Annotated in this window: 15 protein-coding genes; 7 read left to right on the top strand and 8 right to left on the bottom strand. The window is 33.0% G+C overall.

Translation table 11 applies throughout. The features are described from left to right. The first annotated feature begins 101 nt into the window (after positions 1-101). Genes mvk through fni form a run of 4 tightly spaced genes read left to right on the top strand, consistent with a single transcriptional unit; the run spans position 102 to position 4,157 of the window. Positions 102-1,052 carry a mevalonate kinase gene (gene mvk / locus BTM29_RS09695; RefSeq protein ID WP_076616790.1) on the top strand — a complete coding sequence of 317 codons (951 nt, stop codon included), beginning with the start codon at positions 102-104 and terminating at the stop codon, positions 1,050-1,052. Beyond that, positions 1,045-2,010: a diphosphomevalonate decarboxylase gene (gene mvaD / locus BTM29_RS09690; protein ID WP_076616787.1), complete on the top strand. Its 966-nt coding sequence runs from the start codon at positions 1,045-1,047 to the stop codon at positions 2,008-2,010. Before mvk ends, mvaD begins: the two co-directional genes overlap by 8 nt. Before the next feature lie 25 nt (positions 2,011-2,035). After that, positions 2,036-3,115 carry a phosphomevalonate kinase gene (locus BTM29_RS09685; protein WP_076616783.1) on the top strand — a complete coding sequence of 360 codons (1,080 nt, stop codon included), beginning with the start codon at positions 2,036-2,038 and terminating at the stop codon, positions 3,113-3,115. After that, positions 3,108-4,157: a type 2 isopentenyl-diphosphate Delta-isomerase gene (gene fni, locus BTM29_RS09680; RefSeq protein WP_076616780.1), complete on the top strand. Its 1,050-nt coding sequence runs from the start codon at positions 3,108-3,110 to the stop codon at positions 4,155-4,157. Before BTM29_RS09685 ends, fni begins: the two co-directional genes overlap by 8 nt. Here the strand turns inward: fni and BTM29_RS09675 are convergent. The 3 genes from BTM29_RS09675 to BTM29_RS09665 form a co-directional block, all read right to left on the bottom strand. Continuing rightward, positions 4,146-5,492: an RsmF rRNA methyltransferase first C-terminal domain-containing protein gene (locus BTM29_RS09675; RefSeq protein WP_076616777.1), complete on the bottom strand. Its 1,347-nt coding sequence runs from the start codon at positions 5,490-5,492 to the stop codon at positions 4,146-4,148. The genes fni and BTM29_RS09675 overlap by 12 nt on opposite strands. Positions 5,493-5,499: 7 nt before the next feature. After that, a complete protein-coding gene (locus BTM29_RS09670) occupies positions 5,500-6,471 on the bottom strand; it encodes a hypothetical protein (protein ID WP_076616773.1) in 972 nt (323 codons plus the stop codon). A 106-nt stretch (positions 6,472-6,577) separates the two neighbouring features. Further along, the gene (locus tag BTM29_RS09665) at positions 6,578-7,339 is read right to left on the bottom strand and encodes a hypothetical protein (protein ID WP_076616769.1); all 762 of its coding nucleotides are present in this window, start codon (positions 7,337-7,339) and stop codon (positions 6,578-6,580) included. Between the two features lie 229 nt (positions 7,340-7,568). Here BTM29_RS09665 and lepB point away from each other — a divergent pair, with 229 nt between their 5' ends. The 3 genes from lepB to BTM29_RS09650 all read left to right on the top strand — a co-directional run bounded on the left by lepB (position 7,569) and on the right by BTM29_RS09650 (position 9,661). Then, complete coding sequence (lepB, locus tag BTM29_RS09660; RefSeq protein WP_076616765.1) at positions 7,569-8,231, top strand: signal peptidase I; 663 nt, start codon at positions 7,569-7,571, stop codon at positions 8,229-8,231. 59 nt (positions 8,232-8,290) lie between these two features. Further along, complete coding sequence (locus BTM29_RS09655; protein WP_076616762.1) at positions 8,291-8,476, top strand: LBP_cg2779 family protein; 186 nt, start codon at positions 8,291-8,293, stop codon at positions 8,474-8,476. Positions 8,477-8,776: 300 nt separating this feature from the next. Continuing rightward, entirely contained in the window at positions 8,777-9,661 is an 885-nt protein-coding gene (locus BTM29_RS09650) for a helix-turn-helix domain-containing protein (protein WP_076616758.1), read from the top strand. Here the strand turns inward: BTM29_RS09650 and BTM29_RS09645 are convergent. From BTM29_RS09645 to BTM29_RS09625, 5 genes are all read right to left on the bottom strand, one after another. Then, on the bottom strand, positions 9,651-10,271 hold the full coding sequence (locus BTM29_RS09645) for a TetR/AcrR family transcriptional regulator (protein ID WP_076616754.1): 621 nt from the start codon (positions 10,269-10,271) through the stop codon (positions 9,651-9,653). The two genes, BTM29_RS09650 and BTM29_RS09645, sit on opposite strands and share 11 nt — an antisense overlap. Before the next feature lie 922 nt (positions 10,272-11,193). Next, positions 11,194-12,390: a DUF2075 domain-containing protein gene (locus BTM29_RS09640; protein ID WP_076616750.1), complete on the bottom strand. Its 1,197-nt coding sequence runs from the start codon at positions 12,388-12,390 to the stop codon at positions 11,194-11,196. Positions 12,391-12,461: 71 nt separating this feature from the next. Further along, complete coding sequence (locus tag BTM29_RS09635; protein ID WP_076616746.1) at positions 12,462-12,647, bottom strand: 2-hydroxymuconate tautomerase; 186 nt, start codon at positions 12,645-12,647, stop codon at positions 12,462-12,464. Positions 12,648-12,793: 146 nt separating this feature from the next. Continuing rightward, positions 12,794-14,254: a C40 family peptidase gene (locus tag BTM29_RS09630; protein ID WP_076616742.1), complete on the bottom strand. Its 1,461-nt coding sequence runs from the start codon at positions 14,252-14,254 to the stop codon at positions 12,794-12,796. A gap of 15 nt (positions 14,255-14,269) precedes the next feature. Continuing rightward, complete coding sequence (locus BTM29_RS09625) at positions 14,270-15,466, bottom strand: C39 family peptidase (protein WP_076616738.1); 1,197 nt, start codon at positions 15,464-15,466, stop codon at positions 14,270-14,272. Between the last annotated feature and the right edge of the window lie 271 nt (positions 15,467-15,737).

Genomic DNA, 15,737 nt, shown 5'->3' with positions numbered 1-15,737 from the left:
CCTCCTGATGAAAAAATTCTATCATAAGTTAATTGATGACAGTGGAAATCCAGCCATTAGATGTATAAAATATATAAATAGAGAAAGATAGGTGGAAAATAATGCTTAAAGGAATTGGAAAAAGTCATGGTAAAACAATTATCATGGGAGAACATGCGGTAGTTTATGGATATCCAGCCATTGCCATCCCTCTTGTAAGTATACCTGTGATAGTTCGTATCAAAGTCAATCCAGAAAGCACTTTATCATCAAAATACTTCGTTGGAAAATTATCCAATCTGCCTGATTCACTATCAGGTGTTAAATACTTGATCAATTTACTAGATGAAAAACTAAATACTGAACATATTAATTACGCTATCAGTATCGATAGTAGTTTACCAATAGAACGAGGTCTTGGTTCATCTGCTGCTATTGGTAGCGCACTAACCAGGGCATTTTTTGATTTCTTCGATAAACCACTTGATGATGATACGTTAATACATTACGTAAACAAATCAGAAACAGTTACACATGGAAAAGCTAGTGGACTAGATGCATTGACAGTTATATCTGATTTTCCTGTTAACTATAGCAAAAAAGAGCAAGTGAATTACTTCAATTTTAATTCAGACGGATTTTTGGTAATTGCCGATTCTGGGGTTAAAGGAAAAACGAAGGAAACTGTTTCAGACGTTAAAAAAATGTACGATAAAGACCCGCACTATATTGGAGAAATACTTAAACAACTAGGACAATGTACAAAACAAACCAAAATGGCATTGAATGATAATCACCTAAAAACATTAGGTAAGATCTTTAATACCGCAAACAATCTCTTATCAGAATTAAATTTGTCTATTCCTAAAACTGACAAACTGATTCAATCTGCGAACAATTCTGGTGCACTGGGAAGTAAGATCACTGGTGGTGGTCGTGGGGGATGTATTATCTGCCTTGCTAGAAATTTAACTAATGCAGAAATGATCCAACGTTCACTAATTAAATCTGGTGCAGAACAGACCTGGCTACAACCACTTTCAATTTATTCGGAGGAACCTGATATTGACTAAAACGACACGTGCTTATACCAATATTGCACTAATTAAATATTGGGGTAAGAAAGATACGAAATTAAAAATCCCATATACAAATAGTCTTTCATTAACATTGGACAAATTCTACACTGATACAAAAACAGAAATCATTGATAAAGATTCAGATGAAATTCATCTGAATGGCAAACTACTCAATGATAATGAAAGTAAAAGAATTACAAATTACCTAGACTTTATAAGAAAGAATTACGGCTTTTCAGAACATTTATCGGTCAAATCGATAAATCATGTACCTACTTCTGCCGGATTTGCATCAAGTGCATCGGGATTTGCTGCCTTAGCTGCCTCAATTAATCAAACAATGAATTTAAATTTAGACAACAAACATTTATCAATATTAGCTAGAAATGGTTCTGGATCAGCGAGTCGATCTATCTATGGTGGCTTTGTCGAATGGATTGCTGGTGACAATAATAAAAATTCTTATGCTATTCCTATTGAAGAACACCCCAATATTGATTTATCATTATTATCGGTTGTCATCAGTCAAGATATGAAAAAGGTTTCATCGACTTCTGGAATGGAAATTAGCGTGAAAACCTCCCCTTTTTATTCAAATTGGGTTACACTGGTGTCTTCAGAGATAAACGAAATTAAGCAAGCAATTGCTAAAAAAGATGTAGAAAAGATCGGTGAATTGTCAGAACACAACGCCATGAGTATGCACGCATTAACACTTTCAGCTAATCCATCATTTACTTATTTTGCTCCTGAAACACTGGTTGTTGTTCAATTGATCAAAGAACTTCGTTCCAAAGGCATATTTGCCTATGCAACGATTGACGCCGGTCCAAACGTAAAAGTTATTTGTACAAAAGAATCAGCACCTATTGTTCAAAAGTATATTAAAAATAATTTACCAACCGTCACCACAGTTGTCGCAAACATCGGTAATGGTATACAATACATCTGATATTTATATTGAAAGGTATGATATTTTGTCTACGGGAAAAGCACCTGGAAAATTATATTTAGCAGGAGAATATGCGGTTGTTGAAACCGGCTTCCCTGCTGTAATCGCATCAGTAAACCAATATGTGACTGCTCACATAACCAAATCAGAGAATGGCGGTACCATTCAATCTAAAAATCTTAATAAAGAGCTTATACACTGGGACCGACAAGGAACAGAACTTGTTTTTGACGATACTGAAAGTCAACTTCAATACATCCTGTCGGCCATTAATTTTGTCGAGAAATACGCTTTAGAAAAGAACGCAAAATTAGACTACTACGATTTATTAGTAACCAGTGAACTTGATTCTAAAGATGGTAAAAAATATGGGCTTGGTTCATCAGCGGCTGTTACAGTTGCTGTAGTCAAGACACTCGGTGATTTCTATCACTTGAATCTAACGGCTATGGATGTCTACAAGTTATCCGCAATCTCTCACCTTTCAGTTCAAGGAAATGGTAGTTTAGGTGATATTGCAGCTAGTGCATTCGGTGGTATTGTTGCTTATAAATCCCCTGACCGAAACTGGGTCTTTAATATGGTACGCAATCACAGTCTAACTAAGCTTCTTGAACTTCATTGGCCAGAACTTAAAATTGAAACTTTAAAGTTACCTGAAAATTTGGAACTAACCGTCGGTTGGACTGGTAGTCCAGCATCAACATCAATCCTAGTTGATCGTATTGCACTTTCAAAGGCTCAAAAAGTTGAAAAATATCAACATTTTCTAAAATCAAGTCGAGCAAATGTTGAACATTTGATTGATGGCTTTAGAAGTAATAATTCCGAATTGATCAAAGATATGATAAGTAAATATCGTAGTCTTTTGGCTGATTTGGCAGACTTTAGTGATGTTCATATTGAAACTGAAATGTTAGCTCAATTATGTGACATCGCCGAAAAATTTGGTGGAGCAGCTAAAACTTCAGGAGCAGGTGGTGGTGATTGTGGTATTGTCATCAGCAATCGTCAAATTGAAATTGATCAACTTAAAGAAGAATGGAAAAAGGTTGGAATCACTCCCCTTACTCTAAAAATTGGAGAAATAATTGCACATGCCTAAACAGGATGAACAAATTCAACGTAAAGTTGAACATTTATTTCTAGCTGAAAAGTATTTTACAGAAGAATCATTCACTGATTTTGATGGCATTAGACTCTTACATGATGCCTTACCAGAATTAAACTATCGTAATATAGATTTAACGACTAATATTCTTGGTTATGAATCTAATCTCCCATTTTATTTCAATGCAATCACAGGCGGATCCAAACAATCCGCCCGTTTTAATATGGAATTGTCTAAACTGGCATCAACATTGGGAATACCTGTTTCTAGTGGCTCTATGGGCGTGTACCTTCGTATCCCTGATACTGCGGATACATTCACCCCACTACGAGAAAACAATCCTGACGGCTTTGTTATGGCTAATGTTTCTGCCAAGGTCACACCCAAACAAGCGAAGAGTGCTATCGATCTTCTAAACGCGAACGCTTTGCAGATTCACCTTAACTTAATTCAAGAAATGGCCATGCCTGAAGGTGACAGAAAATTTTTCTGGTTAGATAATATCAAAAAAATTGTCGAAGAAGTTAAAATTCCAGTCATCGTTAAAGAAGTTGGATTTGGTATGTCAAATGATTCAATCAATAAGTTGATCAATATAGGTGTTAAATATATTGATATATCAGGCTTTGGTGGAACTGATTTTGCTCAAATCGAGAGTGCTAGAAATCATGAAATCGATTTAACCTATTTAGACCAGTTCTCATTGTCTACTGTTGAATCATTGATCGAAGCACAACCAGAGCTTAAAAGGGTTACTATTTTTGCTTCTGGTGGAATTCGTACTCCAATGGACGTTGTTAAAGCAATAAGAATGGGTGCTAGTGGTGTAGGTATATCTGGACTTGTCTTACATCATCTTCAAAAGTATTCACTAGAAGAAGCTACCTTATTCTTCGAAAGTTTTGCCAAACAAATCCAGATCATTATGGCTGTCATAGGCGCAAAAAACATCGATGATATCAAAAAAGTTCCCATCATTTTTGATGAGAACTTAACGAATTATTCAAAACAAAGAAAAATCGACTTACCGTCTTAATCCTTTGGGATAAACATTCTTTATCTGATTGTTGCTGTATCTTCCCCAACTGAATAGTTTACCTTGATAACTTAGACCTAACCATTTGTTGCCGATATTACTGTCTGTTTTCAAAATAATAGATTCACCATGCATATATGTTTCAAACTGATCATCATTTAATTCAAATATAGATTTCAAAACATTAGGTTCGATTGCCAATATCCATGCGATATCAGGCTCGAACCTATTTTTTTTGAATTCACCAAGTTTTAAACCGTTACGTAACACATGTATTGACTTAAATCGATTGTCTAAACTGGCTGCCTGATACAAAAAATCACTAACTTTGAACCAATTATTTTGCGATAACGTGTTTAAATTTGCCTTAGAAAACTTCTCGACTAAATTTACTTCATCTTTACCGATACCATTTGAAATATTTTTTTCATGTGACTTAGTAACTTCACCTGCTTTAACCATCTTACAAATAAAGTGTCCTTCACCGTCAAACCTATCAGGAAACATTCTAAGAGCTTTTTTAAGTTCTTGGTTATCATTACCCCAACTTGGTATACCGTCTTCCATACCAGCATATTTTTTAATTTCAGCCATTTGCATCTCTGGATATTGATTCAAAAAGTAATCAATATTCTCTTCATTTTCTTCAGGTGAAAAAGTACATGTTGAATAAACTAAAATCCCACCAGGCTTAAGAAGTTTAAAAGCTGAATCTAGAATATGACGTTGACGATTTGCACACTGTTCAACGTAATCTAAAGACCAATATTTAACTGACTCTGGATCCTTTCGAAACATCCCTTCACCAGAACAAGGCGCATCTACTAAGATTCGATCAAAATATCCCTCAAACTTGTTTTCAAAATCTTTAGGTGAATTATTAGTCACAATTGCGTTTTGAATTCCCATTCGTTCAATATTAGACGACAAAACTCTAGAACGCTTATTATTTATTTCATTAGTCACCAAAAGGCCTTGATTATCCATTTCTGTAGCAATATATGTCGATTTACTACCTGGAGCAGCACATAGATCTAACACTTTGCCAACAGGATCCAATACTTCAGCAACATACATAGCACTTGGCTCTTGACTATATAAGTAACCAGCCAAATGATCGATGGATTTTCCGTCTATATCACCAAAATATCCAACATTACTATATGGAATCGGTTCACTTAAATCGACGGCAACATTTTTATAATTGGGTTTCAATGGGTTTATTCGAAATGAATTACGGCTTTTTGTTTCAATTGCCGCAAAAAGACTATCCGCCCTATCTCCCATTAATTTTTTATATTTTGTTTTGAAATCATTACTTAAATCAACGTTCATAAAACTATTAATCCACCTTTTTTACAAAGAATATTTGGTAAATACCTATTAAAATAGAGATACCTGCTGAACTAACCATAAATATATTAAACACAGAATGGCTAATGATGACGATCCTCCAACTAACAAATATATATCCTAAAACATACGGTACCAATGTATAGATTAAGTACCTTAATAATAATCCATTACGATAATTATTTTTTAAATCACCAGTTAAATTGGACTTATTTAAATCAAAACGTAATGGAATCAATATATAAAACTCCATAGCAATAGCTAAAGCAAATAATAAAACAATCCCGACCATATACAACTCGCCATTGTTATCAGATTCTACGTTATTAAAATCATCACTTTGAGGACTATATCTGTGTGTACCAGTTACATGTAATACCTTTTTTATCGATGCATAGCTCTCTTTAGAAGATATTGCATTACCATCCAATACAGCAATCACATCATTTAATTTTTCTTTCATTTTAGGCTGATTGGGTGATAGTGAGATCAAAGTCTGACTGTTCAACGTATCTGCACCATTAAAACCAATATTCCCGATTGCAGAAACATAGTTTTTGCCAACTTTTATATATTCTTGACTTTGTGGCTTGTAATTTTTTATATCAGAACTTTTGCCTTGAACCGCAAATGGTATCTGTGAAGAAAAATCACTCTGTGAAAAATATCTACCTGATGTAACTGGTAATTTATTGACTTTCTTATGACTGTAAATAAAACCCATATCACTATTATCTTTTTCAAAGAAGATAATTTGATAACCAGATAGCTTCTTATTATCTAATTCCTTAACTACTGAAATCAAGTTCTTTTTTGATTTCGTATGTAGCACTAGGGCCTTGTCACTCATACCCAATCGATTCATTGTATTGTTGTATTTGATCGAATCACTTTTTGAAATTGAAACCCCTGTTAAAAGCACTGCAATCAAAATAATAATACTAGAAATAATTTTTTTCATTTTTAATACTCACCTATACTTAAAACTCATATAATATCTTATTTTACACTAATAATTAAAGAAACACTCGATTCAATATTGAAACGAGTGTTTCTTTTAATATAGATCATTTAACTAAATATACCTCATCATGTACCAAGTCATAGCGTGAGTATATTTTATTCAATTCATCAATTGCTTCGTAATCAACGAATTCTGCATTATCCCAAAACTTTTTACTATTAGTAGCACCATACTTCTCACCTATTACTATCAGCATTAATCCATATTCACGGATTTTTTTAAGAATATCGCAGTCCACTTCATCACGATCCGGACTCCAAGCTAATATTACATAGTCAACTTGGTCATGATACTTGTCTATTGCTGACAGTGCATCTAGTCTTTCGACATCTATTAAAGAATCATGACCCGTTTTGCTTTGTTTAGCCCAACTTTTATTATCCGTACAAATAGATGTTTTACCTAATTCCTGCAATTCCTTTGAAATATAGCCATTTCCAGCCATAACTTCAAGATATTTTGCATCTCCAAAACTATCGGACCAGACTTTCATAAAATCTTTTGTAATAGTTGCCCAATAACCAAAACGTGTTTGAAGATACGTCCTGAACTCACCCAAATCATGATCAAAATTATTCAAATCAGCCGACATTGATTGGAATTCAATTTCATCGAGACTAATATTATGTTCCATATAATAAGTTATCTCTTTTTTCGTAAATTGAAACTGTGGAAAATGATACTTAGGCAATTCATTATTGCTTAAGGCTTCACATATATGTTCCATAAAATTAATTCTTGCACTAAACACTTTGCCATTTGGCAACTTGTCAGCATCCGATCTTAAATTCTCAATATAAGTCATTCAATTTCCTCCAATATAATTTGTAATCTTTTTAAGTGACATCTTACTACCATTCAGGAAACAATGTGAAAGATTTGATATCTCAAATTCATTCCTAAATTATAACTTTTTTCATTATACAATAAGTTTTGTTTACGTTTTGACAAAAAAGCGACTGAAAACTACACAATTATTTCCAATAATTCTGAAAAAGTGTAATATTCTAAGTAGTACATGTATGAGGTGAATTATGAATAGAAATAATACAAAACGAAGGCCGGATAAAGAAGAAACCGGCTGGAAGTTTTGGCTACAGACCATTGCTTTGACGGCCGCAATTTATGCCGTGTTCTTCTTGCTTATGCAGTTTGTATTTTCAAACGATAAAGTTTCAGGACCATCCATGCAGCCTACTTTTGAAAATGGCGAGAAATTAATTGCTGTTAGACATACTAGTTTGCAGCGTGGGGATGTCATAGTTTTAAAGGCTCCTGATGAACCTGGTTCATTTTACATCAAGAGAATTATTGGATTACCTGGTGACACTGTTGTTTCAAAGAACAATAAAATGTACATTAATGGTAAGAAATTTGATGAAAGTTTCTTAGATGCTGGTTCAAAGAAAAAAGAGCCTGATACAAGCATCTATGCTGGCAAAGCTTACAATTACACATACAATTTTACTTTGAGTCAACTAGCAAAAACCGCTCCTGAGTGGCAACAAAGATACAGTAGTTCAACTTTAAAAACTATCGAAAAGACAAATAAAGTTCCTGCTGGATCATACTTCGTTATGGGAGATCACAGAACCGTTTCAAAGGATAGTCGTATTATTGGCTTTATCAATAAAAAAGCAGTTGTTGGTGAGGTTAAGTTGCGTTACTGGCCAATCACTAGATGGTCAACATTTTAAAAAATACTCAATTAATTAAGTCTTAATGATATGATGGACTTATCGGAGGTTATTTATTTATGGAGAAACCAAGTATAGCTGAAACAATTATTCAATTTGAACGTGATAAAAATATGAATGATGCTCAATTTGCATTTGAAAGTCACCTTTCAGTCGAGAGAATTCATAACCTAAAATCAGGTGATTATGAACCAACTGCTGATGAGTTAAAAATCATCTTAGAATACCTTAAACTACATCAATAAAATTACACTGATTTGAAATAGTGAGTCTTAGGACTCACTATTTTTTTGTCTCAATTTGTATTTGCAATCATTTTTAACAGATTATAAAGATCTTTCACCAATGTATTTAAGCCATTAAATATTCAGTGATCATGTTAAAAGTGGCCATTAAACATATAATTATCTATTTAAATAATCAATTTGAATCTATTACAAATATCAGTTATTTATTCAAAAATAGCATATAATATTATTATATGTAATATTTGGTAAAATATGTCCTACAATATATTACTCAAATTAATATTATAAGGAGCTTTTATGCTTTTAGGAAAAGTCATTCAAACACAACGTAAGAAATTGAATCTTAGTCAAACCGAATTAGCTGATGGTATTTGTACCCAAGCCATCATAAGTAAAATAGAGAATCAAAATATATCTCCATCAATATCAGTTCTTATTTCCATCTGTCAAAAATTAAACTTAACACTTGATAACGTTTTTTCAGAGTTCTCATCTTTGCCATCCAGTAATCTATTTTTAGACAAATTTCAAGTAATGGATAATGCCATTCAAAACAAAAAAATGGAAATCGTAAAATCAACAATTTCCACAATAAAAGAAGATCCTCTACCCTCTTTGGAAAAAGCACATCTCCATTTTATATCGGCATTAATTGCAAAAGATGAGCAAAATAATGATGAGGCTATCTTTCAATTGAACTATTCTCTAGAACTTCTACAAAACCACAAAACATTTTGGGGAACAATTATATACGCAGAATTAGGCTTGATTTATATGAATAAGAACCAAATCACTAAAACTGATTACTACTATGATTTAGCATTCTCAAATATAGAAAATCTGACTATAAAATCCAGTACCGAGTTTTACTATTATCGATTAATGATCACACAAATGGCTACTCGCTATACAAACAACAAGGACTTTATACGGAGTAATACCTTGATTCAACTTGGCTTACACAAATTCAACGAGTTTTTTACTGGTGAATTCACTGATACGCTCTATTTTCTTGCTGCTAAAAATACTCTTAACACCTTACCAATTGATTACAATCGACTAAGTCACTCCTTGACCACCTCAATAGCCTTTGCTGAATACAATAGTAACCAGGCCTTGCTAAAGGATATAAAGAATTTGATGAGTGAACATAACATCAACGAATTAAAAATCAAACCTTAATTGTCTTGCCAAACTGATTATCGACTCCCAACAGATCATATGGACTCAAATAACGTGTTTTCATAATGATATCCACTATTGTCTCTTTATCCTCTGGTTTGTCTTTAAACAGCCAAAATTTTATTGTATTTAATATTCCTGACACAACAATTTCGTATGCATAATCATTAGGAATTTTATCAACCATCTCATCGTTCCCTTTGGCCAAGTATAATCCCTGATCAACAATTTGATATAAAACGTCTTTCATGCGACTTTCAAGTGTTGTTCCACTACTACTCATCAATACCTTGATCAAATCAAACTCAGATTCAATGTAATCTATAATTGTATTCATCACAGGATATACTTCAACACCATTTTTTATATCCTGATATTTCACAGTTGAATCCAAATTATTATTTAATTGTTCACTAAGCTCGTTTAAAATAAGGTCTTCAAAATGTTTTTCCAAAGCATACTTATCCTCATAATGAGCATAAAAAGTACTACGATTAATTTTCGCTTTAGCAGTAATATCACTAATAGTTAAATGTTCAAAACCTTTATCCTTCATCAAATCGATGAAGGATTTTTTTATATTCTCATCTGTTTTAGTTAATCTTTGCATAATATCCTCACTAATCCAACGTTACGTCGTATATTGTAAAGTGCTGCTATATTCGTGATAATCTATTACATTCTCTAAGCAACACCATGTATGTTTAAATAGATTATACCACATCATCCATTGAAGTGAAACATACTGCAAAGTCCTACAATATAGCAATATAAATTTCAACTATTAAGGTAAATCAACTGTCAAAGAATCTTAAATACCCTATTAACTCCAACAACAACCACTTGTTATCACAAGCTTTATCCGAATTGTTTTCTAATTCAGCAGTACTATAAAGTTGAATCAGTAATATGAATAATATCAAAGATAGATGGTTAATTGTCCAAATACAATGTGTTGTATTAATATGGTGAATCAATAATCAACAATTAATTCATTCTGCTTTACGCAACATTATGTTGTGATAGTAAAGCAATACTTAGAAAGTATACTTTTATGCTTATGCAATGAACTACTAGATTCTTGATTATCAAACTAGCTCATAAAATTGTTAAAAATTTTCTGTCATATGTAAGAATAGCATCACCAAAATAAATACATGATTGATTCCAAATTCACATTTAAATCAAACTCCCCTACTACAATTAATTGGCTATAATAATCTAATATTCAAGTTACTCAAAAAAATGGATCACTGAATTTTCTCACCAAAATTGTAATAGCAATATAAGAATGTTATCTACTATAAATTTGAATGGATTAAACAATTTGACCTTGCTAATAATATCAACATCTTCTTTAGTACTCATTAGAATTTTAAAGCGAAAGTTAAGATGTACATGTATTGCGTAATTCTCATTACTACTCTTCAACGATCAACTTTAAGACAAAAGCAAAATTGAATTGTACTCTTAGAATACGGCTTCGTATAACTTAAATTATGTAACCTCTATGCCACAAAAAAAGAAAAGCCTTAGCTTTTCTCCAAAAAATCATATATGCGTGAATCATGAAAGTAAATATACACTCCTTTAACTCCACGTTTAAGTAATACATTCATCGAATTAAGAATTATCGCTTCTTTTGCATCATAAATATCTACCAAATCATTATTATGACGTTTTTTAAACGCCTCTTGATCTTCGTATGCATCAATATTGATACGTATCTTACCATCCCCGGCGTATTCAATCGATGGCCCCATTATTACACCAACGTAATTCAAGTCAAAACCTTGCACCGTATAAATTGAACCAATTTCATTAATAGTTGAATCCTTTTGTGCCCAAGTTATTTTATCGTAATTATACTGATCCCAAGGAAGATGGAAATTCCCCTCGTTAACGTAATGTTTATTACCATCCAACGTTGAAGGATAATCTGCAGTCGCTACTATCCTAGATCTTTTATAATTATCATTATCGCGACATATCTGCTGATACATTTTTTCCGCATCATTGTAAATCCTAAATTTATAGTTTTTAGTAGATCCGTCGATATATTCTGTATTATTCGAATAAATTGGATTTATTTTTAAGTTCCTAGTCAAATCATTAATCCAATTTATGACTGAATCTGGTGCCAGCATACGCATTTGATTACGTAATGTACTCATCTCGTATTGTAATTCAAAACGTTTTACCAAATTATCAATCACTTCCTGTGACCAATAACTTTTTAATTTCAAAACTTGATTCTCATCATAAACAATAATTACTGTCCTTGCTAATTTTATAATCTCTTCAAGTTGATTATTTTGTTCAAAATTATTATATTTATCCGTTTCACTTAATAACAAATGAGCTTCATCAATAACAACAATATCTGCCGTTTTATTATTCTTATTCATAGTATTAATAAAACTAGTTGGCCGCAAGAATCTATTTTTTCGTAATACAGAAAATTCAGTAGCATTATCTTGATATACTTTCAATAACTCAGGATGATTAACCAAAAAATAATTATCTGATCCATCTTTTTTGGCATTTTGTTCAATTGTCAAAAACAATTGTGTCAATATTACACTTTTGCCGGTTCCTGCATCCCCATTTAATTGAAATAGTCCCTTCACCTGGTTAGCAGAGTTACTTTTACAAAATGCCAATATCTTCTTAAAAACATCTTGCTGCTCATCAGTAAGATGTTTATTTGGTAAAACTGAGTCTAACATAATATCTCCTAACAAAATAAAAAGCCCATACTTGCTCTTAGCAAATACAGGCCTAATTTAGAAACTAAGAATTACTCATCACTTTTTAAAACTCCGCCAACTGCGTAACGGTCTTTTTTCATTTCATTTAAAATAACGTGAACATGTTCTGCAGGTGCACCAGTATCTTTAACGATAGCATCTGTCACATCCTTAACTAATGTCTTAAGTTGATCTTGACTGCGACCTTCAATAAGTTCGATATGTACTAATGGCATAATTTTTCTCCTTATTCATCCGACGATTAAACGTCTAATTTTTACTTCATATTGACTTCAAACCTAAACTTATACAAAATAAAAAGCACCTAAATTATCTCATAATCTAAATGCTTTTTAAACCTACTATTTGTTATATTTACTGATTAAGAAAAGACACGTTTGACCCCAACAATAGTTCCACGTGAAGAATAGATTGAATGTTCTTGAACAGCAAATGGCCATGATTCAATCATTGTATCTGCATTCAACAAAATACCGACATGCCATACGACGCCTGTTGATGGGTCTGCAAAAAAGATCAAGTCTCCCCGTTGACGACTATTGAAATTGACACGAGGAAGTCTATTATCTGCCCAATAATCACGACTATTCCATTCATGTCCTGGTTGTGCATGTTGAATATTTGAAATTGGAGCTGAATCAATACCCGTAGCATACAGTGCTTGAGTAACTAATCCAGAACAATCAACACCATAAGCTGGCATTGAGGCAGCACCAGAAACCCAAGATTTGCCCATATATTTAATCATTGCTTCAATGTGATCAGAGCGAGTACTTGTAATACTTGTTTGAAGAGGAGCTACGTATGAATCAATACCATACCAATCAGCCTCTGAGTAACCCATAGCCTTCCAAGTATCTAAGTTAACGATACCTGTAACAGCTAGTCCATTACGCGATTGAAAATTTCTAACTGATGAAGCAACTGAACTATCATATATTGTGTGTGAATTAGAATAACCAAAATACTTTCTAACTAAATAAGTCTTAATTCCTTCAACACCGTTGTATAAGTCATAACCTACTGAACCACCGGATGGTTGAATTTGAGTATTTTGAATCTGTAGCCAACTATTGGGATTTTGATATGCTGGAGCAATTGTGGCATCATCACTGTCCAACCAATCATTATTAGCAATTTGATAGTATGTCAATCCATTAGAATTATCTGTCTTGTTATACTTCCAAACTGAACTAGGAGCTTGGTTAGGCTGACCATTTCTAATAAAGCCACTATCTACTTGTTTGTAATTAGCTCCCCCATCTTGCTTAACACGAACTACACCAGCATTTGATTCACCGTATTGAATAGTTACATCATTACTATTTGTGTATTCATTGGTAGCAACCCGATAATACTTTGAACCATTTAGATTCAACATACGGTCAGTTATCCAAGGAGTATTAGCCCCTAAAGCACGATTCTTAACTTGAGATCCGTCTTGCGTATATAAATAAGTTACTTTATTAGTTTGAACTACTCCATCAATCTGTGTAACATTTGTCGCATTCGAATCGGCCTGTGTGGAAGCTGAATTACCTTGTGTATCGCTACTTGAAGTTTGAGGTATTTCTGTATTCACAGATGCGTCTTTAGTAGTATCATTTGACGATGCGTTATCATTATTACTTGAATTTTGAATCGTATCTGAATCTTGCACTGTAGATTGTGCCACCTGAGTATTATCGTTCGGTACACCATTAACATTTACGTTTTCAATTTGCTGTGAATCGATTGTATCGGCCTTTACATTTTGTTGAACTGCTAGAAAGGTTGTTAATGCAAAACCACAAATCATTACTAATTTAGCTCTATTCTTCATTTATAAATTTCCCTCTTAATAACTAATTGCTCGTCTTTTTTGTGTATCCCAATTATTGATAAATTGATTAATTCCCATTTGTGTTGTCTGATCAGTCCAACAATCGTTGTAATAAACGTACTTTGAATCATAACCAGTAACAACCAAAGCATGATAAGGAAAACCATGTAGTGTATTCCAAGTCACCACTGGATGACCAATATTGATTTGATACTTGATAGCATCAAACCCCTGACCTGTTAAGTTCTTAGCAGTACCTGTATATTTTTCTACTAAGTTCATAAGAGCTGGTGGGAAAATAGTAATACCTGTTCCATTCCAAGGTTGACCAATATACCCGTAATCCGAATTACTACTTCTTGGCATCTCCCTAGCCATCTGCATCTTGTCAACATTGGCACCTGCATATTGCAACATCATTGTTACAGCCGTAATCTCACAACCATTTGGTAATTCTGGACGCTGAGAAATAAGTGGTACACCTGATATCCAATCAGCATCCTCATATTGACCATCATTAACCACGATGTAATCTTGAGGTACCCAAGTATTACTACCAATCTGATACCATTCTTTATTACCAATTTTGGCGTGATTACTTATTTTCCAACTGCTTCCTGTTTGTAAATTATTGCCAACATAAGTAGCTTTATTGCCGTAACCTTCAAAATCATGAATATCGGATCCATCCTTATAAACAACGGTGGCATTACCAGAAAATGCTTGAACATAAGGTTTATAAGTACCATCATTACCGTTAGCAAATTCATTAGTAGCAACATGATAATAAATAGATCCATCGTTCATAGTTTGGCGTTTATCTGTGTACCAAGATGTATTTGCTGACAAAGCACGATTTTTAACCTGCGTACCATCCTGTTTATATAGATAAGTAATCTGATCATTAGTAGAATAGACACCATCCAAGTTTTCTTTGTATTGTACTTGTTTAGTGGCTTGATTTACTTGTGTATCTTGAGTCTGAACTGATGTATTATTATCAGTCGTTTTATCTACACTAGTTGTATCTATATTAGCTTCCGTAGTAGACGCTGAACTTTGATCATTAGTTGTTGGTTCTTTTGGTGCACTCTGACTAACAGCTACACTTTCTCCTAATGGTTCAACATCATCTGCTTTAACAATATTTGTTGAAAATAGACAACTAGATGTAAATAATGTGGCATAAAGTAGTTTTCTTCTGTATCTCATACTTCCCCCCCCCTAATAAATCAAAAAATAATCCACAAAAAGCGTTGATATTACTGAATTCTATTCAGTAGCATCAACGCTTTTTATTGTGTCGAAAATATCCATAAACAGCAGTAAATACTATTATCTTCATATATACAGTATAAATCAGCTTATTGGACAAATGAAGCACCTTTTACTAAAAATTCTAGTAAATTATTCATTTTTGCCATTATGGCTACTTAGGATGTAAAAAAACACCCTTTGGAATTTATCCAAAAGGTGTCTTCTA

Source organism: Companilactobacillus allii (genome assembly GCF_001971585.1).
In the GTDB taxonomy this organism is placed as follows: Bacteria; Bacillota; Bacilli; order Lactobacillales; family Lactobacillaceae; genus Companilactobacillus; species Companilactobacillus allii.
This window is presented reverse-complemented; position numbering and strand designations above follow the sequence as displayed.

What these genes read in the sequence shown, in the direction of transcription:
- mvk (WP_076616790.1), top strand. Translation starts at nt 102, where the DNA reads ATGCTTAAAGGAATTGGAAAAAGTCATGGTAAAACAATTATCATGGGA.
- fni (WP_076616780.1), top strand. Translation starts at nt 3,108, where the DNA reads ATGCCTAAACAGGATGAACAAATTCAACGTAAAGTTGAACATTTATTT.
- BTM29_RS09675 (WP_076616777.1), bottom strand. Translation starts at nt 5,492, where the DNA reads ATGAACGTTGATTTAAGTAATGATTTCAAAACAAAATATAAAAAATTA.
- BTM29_RS09670 (WP_076616773.1), bottom strand. Translation starts at nt 6,471, where the DNA reads ATGAAAAAAATTATTTCTAGTATTATTATTTTGATTGCAGTGCTTTTA.
- BTM29_RS09665 (WP_076616769.1), bottom strand. Translation starts at nt 7,339, where the DNA reads ATGACTTATATTGAGAATTTAAGATCGGATGCTGACAAGTTGCCAAAT.
- lepB (WP_076616765.1), top strand. Translation starts at nt 7,569, where the DNA reads ATGAATAGAAATAATACAAAACGAAGGCCGGATAAAGAAGAAACCGGC.
- BTM29_RS09655 (WP_076616762.1), top strand. Translation starts at nt 8,291, where the DNA reads ATGGAGAAACCAAGTATAGCTGAAACAATTATTCAATTTGAACGTGAT.
- BTM29_RS09650 (WP_076616758.1), top strand. Translation starts at nt 8,777, where the DNA reads ATGCTTTTAGGAAAAGTCATTCAAACACAACGTAAGAAATTGAATCTT.
- BTM29_RS09645 (WP_076616754.1), bottom strand. Translation starts at nt 10,271, where the DNA reads ATGCAAAGATTAACTAAAACAGATGAGAATATAAAAAAATCCTTCATC.
- BTM29_RS09640 (WP_076616750.1), bottom strand. Translation starts at nt 12,390, where the DNA reads ATGTTAGACTCAGTTTTACCAAATAAACATCTTACTGATGAGCAGCAA.
- BTM29_RS09635 (WP_076616746.1), bottom strand. Translation starts at nt 12,647, where the DNA reads ATGCCATTAGTACATATCGAACTTATTGAAGGTCGCAGTCAAGATCAA.
- BTM29_RS09630 (WP_076616742.1), bottom strand. Translation starts at nt 14,254, where the DNA reads ATGAAGAATAGAGCTAAATTAGTAATGATTTGTGGTTTTGCATTAACA.
- BTM29_RS09625 (WP_076616738.1), bottom strand. Translation starts at nt 15,466, where the DNA reads ATGAGATACAGAAGAAAACTACTTTATGCCACATTATTTACATCTAGT.